We start from the raw sequence: 11,914 nt of genomic DNA on the forward strand, positions 1-11,914 counted from the left end.
TCAGGCAGGCGCCCTCGTTGGCGTCGTCGTTGGTTCCACATTGACAGCGATGTTCGCGTGCCACCTTGCGCAGCCGGGTGACCGCTCGAACTTGTCCGGCTGCGACCTTACCATGTACCGATGCGTGCCGACGCGCCGCTCGGGCGTGGCGATGTGCATGACGGGCAGCCGGACGGCACCGCTCATCGTTTTTTCTCCCCGGCCGGCATGTCGATGGTCAGGGTGGCGGGCACGGCGCGGATCGTGACGGCGCCATCCTGGACCTGGACGGGCTTGCCGTCGAGCAGCGCCGCACCGGGCTGGCCCGTATACGGCCAGCGCAGCACGATGCCGCCCGGCGGTATCGCCAGCCCGGCGTCGACCCGCAGCGCCAGCCGGTCGCCGGTGCGGCGCAGGCTGTAGCCAAGCTCGCCGTAGGGGGTGCGCAGCCGGCGGATCGCGATGCCTTCGCCGTCCAGCCACGCGGGCGGAATGCCTTCGGCCAGCAGCAGCGCATGGTCCGGCTCGCGTTCATAGGCGAACGCATCGAGCGCGGCGCGCATGAAATCCGATGAAATCCAGCCATGCGGCATGTCGCCCAGGAAGCGCGGCGTGCGCGGCTCGCGGCCGACCACCTCGGCCCACTGATTCCAGGCGCGCGGGCGCTGGTCCGCATAGAACCAGTCGAGGAGTTCGTGTGCCTTGTCGCGCCACCCCAGCCGCACGAACGCGCTGACGTTGCGCAATTCGTAGGGCGTGTAATCGTCCCATGCTTTCTGGCCGTCGCGCCGGGCGGTGAAAAAGTCCCAGTACTTGCGATAGGTGTTCTCCAGCAGGCCGCGCGGCATATGCTGCTGCTCGCCGCCCGGCGTCAGCGCGATCGTCGTCGACGTGGGATCGAAGTCGCCCAGTTCGGCCGCGCCGGGCAGGTAATCGATGCCATGCCGCGCTGTCGCGGCGGCCAGCGACGCATACAGGTCATGGCGGAATTCATCGCGCTGGCGCGCCAGGCGGCGCGCATCGCCCCGACGCCCCAGCGCCGTGGCGATCGCCACCGCATCCTTGTAGCCACGCAGCGCCCAGAAGCCGTCCCAATAGGAATGCATCGGTTTTTCCGAATATCCTTCGTGACTGATCGAGGCGGGCATCAGCCCATACAGCGGCGTGCCCCGCTGCGCGGCGGTGCGTTCCGACTGGCGCAGCGTTTCCATGTAGCGGGCCGCCGCATCGATGCGCGGCCACAGGGCTTGCAGCGCGGCCTTGTCGCGCGTGTAGCGGTAAAGTTCCGCCGCCAGGAAAATGAACTCGCCATGGCTGTCGTTCTCCGGTACCGGGTCGGCGCCCCGGTGGTCGACGCAGCACGGCACCTTGCCATTGCCGAACTGGTAGGGCGCATACCATTGCAGGTAATCGGCGGCGATTTCCGGCATTCCCATGCGCAGCAGCGCCTCGGACATCATCGCGCCATCGCGGATCCACGAGCGCAGGTAGGAACGCGTGCCGGGCTGGATCGCGGCGCCGTCGCGCGTCATCAGGATGTGCGCCAGCGACGAGCGCAGCGTGTTCACCAGGTGCTGCCCCGCCGGCGGCACGTGCAGTGCCACGCCATTCAGGCGCGCCCGCCAGTCGTCCGCCACCTGCGCCAGCGCGCCGTCGAGCCCGGCGCTCTCCACGACGCCGGGAGAGCCCGTCAATGGGGCTACCACGCCGACGACGGCGCTGCCGCGTGCCGGCAGCGTGATTTTCCAGCGCAGCGTGCCGGATGCCATGCCGGTTTCGTCGCGCACGGCGCGGCCGGTGCCGCCGCCTTCGAACGGCAGCAGGCCGGCATCGAACGTCGACAGTGCCACGGTGTCCGGCGCGCGCAGCGGGATGAAGGTGCTGACGCCCACGGCGAGCGCACGGCCATCCCACGCGATGTCGCGGATTGGCGCGAAGCCGCCGGGCGTGTTCAGGAACTGGCGCGGCGCGTTGACCTGGAAGGGCCGCGCTGCCAGCACGAGCTCGAGTTCCTGCGGCGCATCGCGCAGGTTGCGCAGCTCATAGCGGGCCAGCAGTTGCGATGCCTCGCGCGTGCCGGCCGCCGCCGCGGTCGTCGTCAGCATCCAGCCGGGCGCACGCCAGTGCACCGACGGTATCGGCAGGTAGCCGTCTTCCAGCGACTGCGTGACGTCGACATCGGCCCAGCCGTGCAGGCGGCCGCCGGCCACCACGAACGGTTCCAGTGCCGGACCGCCGCGCGCCGGTTCGATGGCGCCATCCTCGGACAGCAGCGCGCCGTGGCGCGCTCCGCCATCGACGCCCACCAGCGTCCAGTAGGGCTGCTGGCCGGAAAACCCGCGCGGATACCGGCCTCTCGGCGCCGCGGCCGACAGCGCATCGATGAAGGCATTGGGCGTGGCACCGAACGCCAGGTCCTTCACCTCCACTTCCGCCAGCGCATAGCCCTGCGCCGGCCCCTCCTGCACCAGCAGGCGGATGTAGCGCGCCTCGGATTCCGTCAACAACAGCGCATCGCTGCTGCCGTTGCCATCGCGCACGGAGCGCACGACCTGCCATGCTTGCCCATCCATCGACAGCGCCACGTCATAGCCGCTGGCATGCCGCCCGGGCAGCCAGTGCAGCACGAGGCCGCCGAACTCGCGCAGGGTACCCAGGTCCACGGTCAACTGCCGCCGGCCCGCATCCGCGACCCAGGCCGTATCGTGCCGGCCATCGACCGCCAGCGAGGCCGGGGTAGCCGGCGTGTCCGATGCACCGGCCTGCGCCTGCAGGGCGGGCCACGTGGCGGGCGGCAGCGGCAAGGCACGCAGCACCAGTTCGTCCAGCCAGATGGAACCCTTGCCGCCGCTGCCGGCGCTGACGACGAACTCGATCCGGTCGGCCCGCCGCAAGGTGCGGTCCTTCGCCGGTCCCCATGCGAACGCCACCTGCCGCTTCTTGAACCGTACCTGGGTCCAGCCGCCCGGGAACACATAATCGGGCAGCCGGTACCACCAGACATTGTCGCCGGACGCATCCGTCAGCTTGAATTCAAAGTGGTTCGACGGTGCGTCGGCCTTCACCATGAACGAGATCTCGTAGTTGTCCGGCAGGTCGAGCGGCAGCGCGCGGCGCGCGAAGGCATAGCCGCCCTTGCCGCCGAAGTCGAAGTCGAGCCGCAGCGCCCGGCCCCGGAAGCCCGGCACGGAAGCTGCCTGCGCCGCGACGCCGTCGGAGGCCTGGGCCTGCCATGGCGCGAGGGTTTCAAAGCCGTCCAGGATAACCGGCCGGGATTGGGCGCCTGCCAGCGCGGGCGCCAGCAGCAGTGCGGCGAACGATGTCCTCATCCTTTCACGCTCCCCACCAGCAAACCCTGGATGTAATAGCGCTGCAGTCCTAGGAACAGCAGCAGCACGGGCGCGATGGTCAGCACGGCGCCGGCCATCATCAGTTCGTTGTCCTGCACGTGTTCGCGCGACAGCGAGGCCAGCGCCACGGGCAGCGTATACAGCTCGCTGTCGGTCAGCACGATCAGCGGCCACATGAAGTCGTTCCACGTGCCGAGGAAGGTGAAGATCGCCAGCGTCACGAGGATCGGTCCCAGCAGCGGCAGGACGATCGCCCGGAAGATGCGCCACTCCCCTGCCCCATCCATCCGCGCCGCTTCGAGCAGGGCATCGGGAATCGACAGCGCATACTGGCGCACGAGGAAGATGCCGAACACGGAGGCCAGCGCCGGCACCAGCACGGCGCCGTAGGTGTTGACGAGCCCGAGGTGCTTCAACAGCAGGAACAGGGGCAGCATCGCCACCTGCGCGGGCACCACGAGGGCGCCGAGCAGCGCGCGGAAGATGCGGTCGCGGCCACGGAAGCGCAGCTTGGCGAACGCATAACCGGCGGTCACGTTGAATGCCAGCGACAGCACGGTGGCGCCGGTGGACAGCAGCAGGCTGTTGAACAGGTAGCGCCCGATGCCGGCGTGGGCAAACAGTTCCCGGTAGTTGGCCAGCGTGGCCTCGGCCGGTACCAGCGGCGGCGGGAATGCGCTGGCCTCACCGGGCCGCATCAGCGACACGGCCACCATCCACACGAGCGGAAACACGGCCAGCAGGCCGGCCAGCGCCATCACGGCGTTGAGGAGGATCTTTTTCATGCGTCGATCCCTTTCGCCACTCGCAGCTGCAGCAGCGTGATGGCGAACATGATCGCGAACAGCACGAACGCCACGGCCGATGCCACGCCCAGGTTCCACCACTTGAAGCCCTGCTCGTACATGAAGTACAGCACGCTGACCGTGCTTTGCACGGGGCCGCCCTGCGTCATCACATACGGCTCCGCGAACAGCTGGAAGTAGCCCGACATCGACAGGATGCTGACCATCAGCAGCGTGGGCCCCAGCATCGGCCACGTCACCCAGCGAAACGCCGCCCAGGTGCCGGCGCCATCGAGGTCGGCCGCCTCGTACAGGTCGCGCGGAATGCTCTGCAGGCCGGCCAGCAGGATGATCATGTTGTAGCCGAAGTTCTTCCACACGGCGAACAGGATGATGGCGGGCATCGCCCAGTCCGGATCGCCCAGCCAGTCGATCGGCCCGATGCCGAACCACGACAGCGCGTAGTTCAGCATGCCGTAGCGCGTGTGCAGCACGTAGCGCCAGATGACGGCGACGGCGACGAGCGACGTGACGACCGGTGCGAAATACGCGGTGCGAAACAGCGCCTTCAAGCCGGTGACGCGCGCGTTCAGCAGCAACGCCGCGCCCAGCGACGCGGCGATCGACAGCGGCACGCCGACGATCACGAAATAGAACGTGTTGCCCAGCGCTTGCCAGAACAGCGGCGTTTGCAGCAGCTCGACGTAGTTGCGCAGGCCGACGAAGCGCAGGTTGCCGAGATCGGCCAGTGCATAGATGTCGAAATCCGTCAGGCTCATCGCCAGCGCGGCCAGCACGGGCAGGAAGAAGAACACGCCGATCGCCAGCAGCGCCGGTGCCACGAAGCACCATGCCGCGCCGTGCGGATTGATCTTCGTGCCGCCCGCCCTCATGGGCGGGCCTTCCGGTCGAGCATCCAGCGCCGCTTTTCCAGGATGCGGTCGGTCCTCGCATCCAGCTCGGCGGCGGCCGCATCCACGCCGATGCCGCCATGCGCCACCCGCTCGCCCATGGTGCGCAACTCGGCCAGGATGCTTTCCCATTCCGGCACGCGCGGCTCCGGGCGCACGTTTTCCAGCTGCAGTCGGAACGCCTGCACCGGCGGATCGCCCGCCAGGCGAGGATCGTTCCAGTTTGCGCGGCGCGGCGGCAGGTTGCCGGTCAGCGCATTGAACTTCGCCGCCGTGTCCACGCGCAACAGGAATTCGACGAGCTGCCACGCAGCTTCCTTGTGAGGCGAACTGCTGGCCACCGCCAGGCTGGAACCGCCGGCCAGCGATGCCGCCGGCCCCTGCGGCCCGGGCATCAGCGCCGTGGCCCATGTGTGCTGCCGCGCCGGCGCGACACGGCGCCGGAACTCGCCGATGTTCCATGGTCCGGAAATGTAGAACGACACATACTCCGTGCTGAACTCGTGGTAGATGTTCGACACCCGCTCCATCGGCGCCAGCCCTTCGCGGTACATGGCCGAATACATGGCGAGCGCGCGGCGGAACGACGCGCTGCGGAAGTTGCCATGGCGGCCGCCGTCGCGCAGCAGTTCTTCCGGCTGCTGCAGGGCCAGTACCAGCAGCGGCGCGAATTCCTCGTGCGGCAGCAGGATCGCGTATTTGTCCGGTCCCACGAGCTTCTTCACCGCCCGCATGGCCTGCATCCAGCCGTCCCACGTGGCGGGCATGGCCGGATAGCCGGCGCGTGCCAGCAGCTCGCGGTTGTAGAACATCACGCGCGTGTCGACATACCACGGCACGCCATACAGCCGGCCATCGATCACATTGGTGTTCCAGATGCCTCTGAAATAATCCTTCGGGTCCAGCACGGGCGATGCAGCCACGCGCGCGTCGAGCGGTTCGATCGCGCGCAGCGCGGCCATCTCCGCCACCCACGTGTTCCCGAGCTGGAACAGGTCCGGCATCGCATCGCCGGCGAACGCCGTCAGCAGCTTCTGGTGCGCGGCGGTCCACGGCAACTGCTGCACGGCCACCTTCACGCCCGGATGCAGCCGCTCGAATTCCGGGACCAGCGCCGTCACGACTTCGCCCTCGCGCCCCATGGCCCAGAATTTCAGGACGGTATCGCCATTGCCAGCATGGCGCGTGCAGGCCGGCAGGCTCGCCGCGATGCCGGCGGCGAGCACGCTGCGCAAGGTGGTGCGGCGCCCCTGCCTCACTTTTCGAGCCAGCCGCCGGTGAAGCCGGCACGGATCAGGCCCGTGCGAATGGCGGGGTTGGTGCGCATGATGCGCCACACGAAGTCGTTGCGGTGATTTTCCGTCATTGCCAGGATCGGTCCCTGGTCGATGCCCAGGTAGTCGCCCGCCACCCAGCCCTTGCCCGGCACGACCCTGCCGTGCTGGAGCTTCGTGTTAAACGCGAAGCTGGGATTGAACGCATCGAGGAAACCGTAGCGGCCGTAGAGGAAGTCGCCGTAGCGCTCCTTCATCGCCACCACGGCGGGAATCGTGATCTCCGGCGCGAACGGCAGCGCGCCCGCCGCGGCGGTGGGCGCCAGCGTGCAATCGTCGTAGTGCCGCAGGCCGCCCATGCCGCGCGCCGCATAGCTGCGGAACGGGATCTGCTGCCCTTGCCACTCGAAGGTCTTGTCGACCGGACCATCGCTGGCGGTCAGGCCCCACACATCTGCGCCATAGCCCTTGCATTTCAGGGGATTGGCGAGCGCGTAATCGCGCTGCGCATACGTGGCGCGGCGGCTGTTTTCAAAGTAATCGAAGCCCTTGCCCTGCATATAGCCGTCGCGGATGCCGCGGAAGTCGATCCACACATGGCTGTACTGATGCACGAACAGCGACGGGAACGCCAGGTGCGGCCTGTCGTATGGTGCGGCCCAGCTGCGTTCGTACGTGCTGGTCCACGCCTTCCACGCTTCGGGACCCAGCGCGTGCTCCAGCTTCGGCGAGCCCAGCGCCAGCACGTACAGCAGCATCGCTTCGTTGTAGCCCTTCCAGTCGTACTTGATGAAGCCTTCCTCCGGGCGCCAGCCCAGCGACACCGCGGGCGCATTGGCGGCGGCCCATTTCCAGTCGACCCGCGCATAGATCTCGGCAGCCAGGCGGCGGATTTCCACTTCGTCCGCCTCCTCCCGGTCGAAGTACGATTGCGCGAACAGGGCGCCAGCCAGGAACAGCGCCGTGTCGATCGTCGACAGTTCCACGTTGCCGTAGCGCTGCCCCGTCTTCATGTCGAGGAAGTGATAGAAGAAGCCCTTGTGGCCGGACATGCCCGTCCGTGCGTCGCCCTGCGGCGCGTTGCGGAAAAAGCGCAGCGTGGTGAGCGTGCGCTCCCTGGCCTGCGCCCGCGTGACGTAGCCGCGCTCGACACCGATCGGATAGGCCGTCAGGCCGAATCCGACCGCCGCCACGCTGGAGAACGACGGCGTGGGGTACCGGTCGGGCACCAGGCCGTTGGCCGGGTTCGCCGTCTCCCAGAAGTAGCGGAAGGTGCGCTCCTGCAGGTCGTCGAACATCGGCGGCAGGGTATTGGCCGCCATGGCGGGCGCGGACAGCGCACCCGCCAGCAGCAGGGCAAGGACGGTGCGGCGCATCGCCATCCCTCAGAACGCGTAGCGTGCCGACAGCTTGAGCGTACGCATCGGCCCGCCCATCGAGTTGGCCAGCGTGAGATTCGGATTGTCGCCACCGTAGCTGTTGGCCGAGCCCGGGCCGCCGATCCAGCCATCGTAGCCGCCGTAGTTGATGCTGTTGAACAGGTTCAGCACGTCGGCCCGCAACGTCAGCGCGCCGAAGCGGAACTGCACATCCTTCGCCAGGCCGATGTCGACCTGCTTGAAATTGTCGCCATCGCCCTTGACCGACATGCAGTTGTTGAAGCCCGTGTGGCAATCCGTCATCCGGTACGGCAGGCCGGAACCGATCGTGGCCTTGCCGGACAACATGATCCCCCATGGCAGCAGGTCGCCGGACGTGCCCGCGACCACGAGCCGGTGCTTTTCCACCACCGTCGACGGGAACCACTGGCCCGGGTAACGGCCATACGTCCAGTTGAAGATGTCGTTGGTCCACTCCTTGTTGGTCGTTTGCGCGTCGCTGTACGTGTACGTGGCGGAAAGGCTCCAGCGCGAAGCGCGCGAATACGGCTTGTCCACTTTCAGGTAGACGGTTTCGGTGCGCGCCTGACTGATGAAATCGCCCAGCACCAGTGTGCCGTACGGGTCGACCGAACCCCACAGCGGATCGATCGGGCTCTGGTTGCCCCAGCCGCCCCGCGGGTCGCGGTTGCCGCCGAACCAGTTGAACTGGTTGCGGCTGCGCGAGTTCGTGTAGCCGGCTTCGCCATTCCAGATGCCGAGCGCCTGGCGCAGGCCGAGGCTGAACTGGTCCGTGTACGGCGCCTTGTGATCGTTGCGGATCATCCAGACTTCGCCATTGACCTGGCGGTTCTTTTGCAGCTCGTCCAGGGCGTAGTTGGCGGCGGCGCGGTCGTAGGCGCGGCCCCAGCCGCCGAAAACCACGGTACTGCGGTCACCCGCCACGTCGAAGGAGAAGCCCACGCGCGGCTGCCACGCATCCTTGAATGCCTTGCGGCTACTGCCCGTGCTGATGTAGTCGCCGATCGTGATGCCGCCCTTGGACAGCGAGTCAGCATAGGTCTGGCCCGCCACGGCGCCGGCACGCGGATCCTGCCGGCCGAAGATCGCTACCCGGTCGGCCGGGGTGGCGTAGCTGTCGTTCAACATATTGTCTTCGTAGTCGTAGCGCAGACCCAGGTTCAGCTCCAGCTTCGGCGTGGCCTGCCAGTCGTCCTGCAGGTAGATGCCGTATTGCTTGTTGGTGAAGCGCACGCCGGCCGGGGCAATGGCCGGCTGGAAGCGGTTCACCGTGGTTTCGCCCGTCACGTTATGGATCAGCAGCTCATACATGTCCACGCTGTTGGCCGTACCGGACAGGTTGTATTCCATGCGCTTGACCTTGAGGCCGCCCTTGATCGTATGCCGGTCCAGGCCCGTGTAAGTCAGGTCGTCCTGGAACAGCAGGCCCTTTTGCTGACGGAACTGCGCGTTCGGCGATCCGCCGTCGATCAGCACATCCCTCACATTGTTGGCGGAATTGGTCGGCGAGATCAGGTACTTGAGGAAAGGTTCGGTGGCCGACGAATGAGGATTCCACGTGTACTTTTCATGGCCGATCCGGGCTTCGTTGACGAAGTTGTCCGTGGTCCACGTGTGCTTGATGTCGAAGCGGTCCTCGTCGTTGTCGCGCGCGACATCGTTGCCCGGCAGGCTAAGAAGCTTGTTCTCGGGCACCAGGTCCGTTTCACGCCGCACGCGCAGCGTGGCTTCCAGTTCGTGCTCGTCGGAGATGCGGGCATTGAGCTTGGCCAGGAACAGGTCTTCGTCGAACTTCGACATGGTGGCGCCTTGCCGCGCCAGCAGCGACGGCACGACACCCGCGTTCGGCAACAGGTTCGCGTTCTGCGCCAGCACCTGACGCGGATCGTCGATCTTCTTGCCTTCATAGGCAAGGAAGAAGTGCGCGACATCCTTCCTGATGGGGCCACCCAGCGTCATGCCGAACTGGTCCTGCTTGGAGTCCGGCCGGCCCACGCCCTGCGCCTCGGCCTTTTTCTGGAACGGGTCCATGGCCGTCACGTTCGTGCCGGTATGGTCCCAGAACACGTCGCCATGCAGTTCGTTGGTGCCCGACTTGGTGACGGCCGTGATGGCGGCGCTCGACACCTGGTCGAACTCGGCCTTGTAGTTCTGCGAGATGACCTTGTATTCGGCAATAGCCGATTGGGGGAACGGGTTGCCGCGGCTGGAGTCGAGGCCGGACACGCCGCCGCGCAGGATATTGTTCTTCTGGCTCACGCCATCGATGAAGACGTTGACGTTGTCCTGGTTCTGGGCGCCGCTGCGCAAGGTCACGTTGCCGGACTGGTCGACGTCGAAGCGCACGCCCGGCGCCAGGTCGGCGAACGACAGGAAATTGCGGGTCACCTGCGGCAGGCGCTCGATCTGCTCGCGCGAGACCGACGTGCCCACTTCGGACGTGGTCACGTCGCGCCGCTGCGCCGAGCCGGTGATGACGATGCGCTGCGGCTGGCTGCCGCTGGCCGCGACCGTGTTCAGGTCCAGGGTGCTGGTCTGGCCGACGGCCAGCGTGACCGTGTCGGTGGCCTGGCCGCCGACCTGCACCTGGTAGGCGCCGGGCGCCAGGCCGGTCAGCACGTAGCTGCCGTCGCCGCGCGTCGTGGTGCGGTACACATAGCCGTTGGCCTGGTTGGTGGCCGTCACGGGCGTGCCGGCGGGGCTGGCGGCACCGGCCGCGGTGACCTGCCCGCGCAGGGTGGCCGTGGACAACTGCGCCGATGCGGGCAGCGTCGCCAGCAGGGCCGACGCCAGCGCGCCGGCCATCACCGTGAGGCGCAGTGCGTGGTGTGACATGTTCTTCATTGCCGGTCTCCTGTTATGGGAATCCTGTTCGATGGGACTGGTGCCCGTTGGCCGCTGGAGGCGCGCACGACGAGGTGCGCGTCCAGCGTGTCGGCGGCCGCACCATGGCCGCCGTGCGCGCCGGCGGCGATCTGGGCGGCAAGCCGGCCCAGCGCCAGCGCGCCCATTTCCGCGATCGGCACGCGCACGGTGGTCAGCGCCGGCGTGACGTAGCGGGCCACGGGAATGTCGTCGAAGCCGGCCAGCGCGATATCGCCGGGTACGTCGACACCGGCAGCCTGCAGCGCGAGCTGGGCGCCGATCGCCATCATGTCGTTCGCGGCGAACACGGCGCCCGGTCGCCGTTTCCGGCGTGCCAGCGCGGTGCCGACGCGGGTGCCGGCTTCCTCCGTGAAATCGCCTTCGTACACTGCTTCACGGGCGCGCGGCAGGAAGGCGGCCAGCGCGGCGCGATAGCCGCGCAAGCGCTCCTGCGCTTCGAAATTGCCGGCCGGGCCGGTGATGAAGCCGATGCTGCGGTGGCCGCTGGCCGCCAGGTGGCCCACCATCGCATAGGCGGCGCTGAAATTGTCGATCGATACGGACGCATACGCGCCACCGCCGGCGCCGCTGTTCAGCAGCACGACCGGCAGCTGCCCGGGCAGGTTATCGGCCAGGAAGGCGGCATCCGCGTGGGGCGACATCACCAGCAGGCCGTCGACGCGGCCGCGCATCGTGCGCAGCGCGGTGGCCGCTTCGTCGGCGCCGCCATGCAGGCTGGCCACCAGCAGGTGCAGGCCACGGCGGCGCGCGGCACCGTCGATGCCGCGGATCATCTCGGAAAAATATTCGCCATACAGGTCGGGCAGCAGTACGCCCACCGTGTCGGTCAGGTTGGTGGACAGGCTGCGCGCGCCCACGTGCGGCACGTAGCGCAGCGCCTTCATCACGGCGAGGATGCGGGCACGGGTGTCGTCGGTGACCGTTGAATGGCCGTTGAGCACGCGCGACACGGATGCCACCGACACATTCGCCGCCTGCGCCACGTCCTTGATGGTGACTCCCATTGCCGTGCAGCCCTCGTTCTTTCCGGATGTAACCGATTACATTGCACCGTCAAAAAAACGGCCAGAAGGCCAGGATCGCTTGAAGAATGTAATCCGAATCTAACCGTTTACATTTGGTCATGCAAAGACTTTATTTGTCGTGTGGGGGTGGCGCGACATCTGCCGAACGGGATACCGGGCGCCCCGGCGGCCCTGCGGCGGAAGATGTTCGGCTACACTGGCGCAGCCTCCCCACATCACCGCGCAGGAACCCGCCATGGCGAACATGCAGCTGACCCCGAATCAATTCGTGCCCGAATCCAGCCGCGAGGAAGCGGTGACGCCG

Annotated in this window: 8 protein-coding genes; all 8 read right to left on the reverse strand. The window is 67.4% G+C overall.

The features are described 5' to 3' along the window. Genes EWM63_RS06100 through EWM63_RS06135 form a run of 8 tightly spaced genes read right to left on the reverse strand, consistent with a single transcriptional unit; the run spans position 1 to position 11,589 of the window. The gene (locus EWM63_RS06100; protein ID WP_130185730.1) at positions 1-186 is read right to left on the reverse strand and encodes a hypothetical protein; all 186 of its coding nucleotides are present in this window, start codon (positions 184-186) and stop codon (positions 1-3) included. Then, the gene (locus EWM63_RS06105) at positions 183-3,308 is read right to left on the reverse strand and encodes a discoidin domain-containing protein (RefSeq protein WP_207221252.1); all 3,126 of its coding nucleotides are present in this window, start codon (positions 3,306-3,308) and stop codon (positions 183-185) included. Before EWM63_RS06105 ends, EWM63_RS06100 begins: the two co-directional genes overlap by 4 nt. Then, complete coding sequence (locus EWM63_RS06110; protein WP_130185731.1) at positions 3,305-4,114, reverse strand: carbohydrate ABC transporter permease; 810 nt, start codon at positions 4,112-4,114, stop codon at positions 3,305-3,307. The genes EWM63_RS06105 and EWM63_RS06110 overlap by 4 nt, the downstream gene beginning before the upstream one ends. Next, a complete protein-coding gene (locus EWM63_RS06115; RefSeq protein WP_130185732.1) occupies positions 4,111-5,007 on the reverse strand; it encodes a carbohydrate ABC transporter permease in 897 nt (298 codons plus the stop codon). Before EWM63_RS06115 ends, EWM63_RS06110 begins: the two co-directional genes overlap by 4 nt. Beyond that, complete coding sequence (locus EWM63_RS06120; protein ID WP_130185733.1) at positions 5,004-6,284, reverse strand: sugar ABC transporter substrate-binding protein; 1,281 nt, start codon at positions 6,282-6,284, stop codon at positions 5,004-5,006. The genes EWM63_RS06115 and EWM63_RS06120 overlap by 4 nt, the downstream gene beginning before the upstream one ends. Beyond that, on the reverse strand, positions 6,281-7,675 hold the full coding sequence (locus EWM63_RS06125; protein WP_165390762.1) for a glucoamylase family protein: 1,395 nt from the start codon (positions 7,673-7,675) through the stop codon (positions 6,281-6,283). The genes EWM63_RS06120 and EWM63_RS06125 overlap by 4 nt, the downstream gene beginning before the upstream one ends. Before the next feature lie 9 nt (positions 7,676-7,684). Next, positions 7,685-10,543, reverse strand: a complete 2,859-nt coding sequence (locus EWM63_RS06130) for a TonB-dependent receptor (RefSeq protein ID WP_130185735.1) — start codon at positions 10,541-10,543, stop codon at positions 7,685-7,687. Continuing rightward, the gene (locus EWM63_RS06135; protein WP_130185736.1) at positions 10,540-11,589 is read right to left on the reverse strand and encodes a LacI family DNA-binding transcriptional regulator; all 1,050 of its coding nucleotides are present in this window, start codon (positions 11,587-11,589) and stop codon (positions 10,540-10,542) included. Before EWM63_RS06135 ends, EWM63_RS06130 begins: the two co-directional genes overlap by 4 nt. Positions 11,590-11,914 lie beyond the last annotated feature (325 nt).

The sequence above is a fragment of the Pseudoduganella lutea genome, assembly GCF_004209755.1.
In the GTDB taxonomy this organism is placed as follows: Bacteria; Pseudomonadota; Gammaproteobacteria; order Burkholderiales; family Burkholderiaceae_D; genus Rugamonas; species Rugamonas lutea.

What these genes read in the sequence shown, in the direction of transcription:
- EWM63_RS06100 (WP_130185730.1), bottom strand. Translation starts at nt 186, where the DNA reads ATGAGCGGTGCCGTCCGGCTGCCCGTCATGCACATCGCCACGCCCGAG.
- EWM63_RS06105 (WP_207221252.1), bottom strand. Translation starts at nt 3,308, where the DNA reads ATGAGGACATCGTTCGCCGCACTGCTGCTGGCGCCCGCGCTGGCAGGC.
- EWM63_RS06110 (WP_130185731.1), bottom strand. Translation starts at nt 4,114, where the DNA reads ATGAAAAAGATCCTCCTCAACGCCGTGATGGCGCTGGCCGGCCTGCTG.
- EWM63_RS06115 (WP_130185732.1), bottom strand. Translation starts at nt 5,007, where the DNA reads ATGAGGGCGGGCGGCACGAAGATCAATCCGCACGGCGCGGCATGGTGC.
- EWM63_RS06125 (WP_165390762.1), bottom strand. Translation starts at nt 7,675, where the DNA reads ATGCGCCGCACCGTCCTTGCCCTGCTGCTGGCGGGTGCGCTGTCCGCG.
- EWM63_RS06130 (WP_130185735.1), bottom strand. Translation starts at nt 10,543, where the DNA reads ATGAAGAACATGTCACACCACGCACTGCGCCTCACGGTGATGGCCGGC.
- EWM63_RS06135 (WP_130185736.1), bottom strand. Translation starts at nt 11,589, where the DNA reads ATGGGAGTCACCATCAAGGACGTGGCGCAGGCGGCGAATGTGTCGGTG.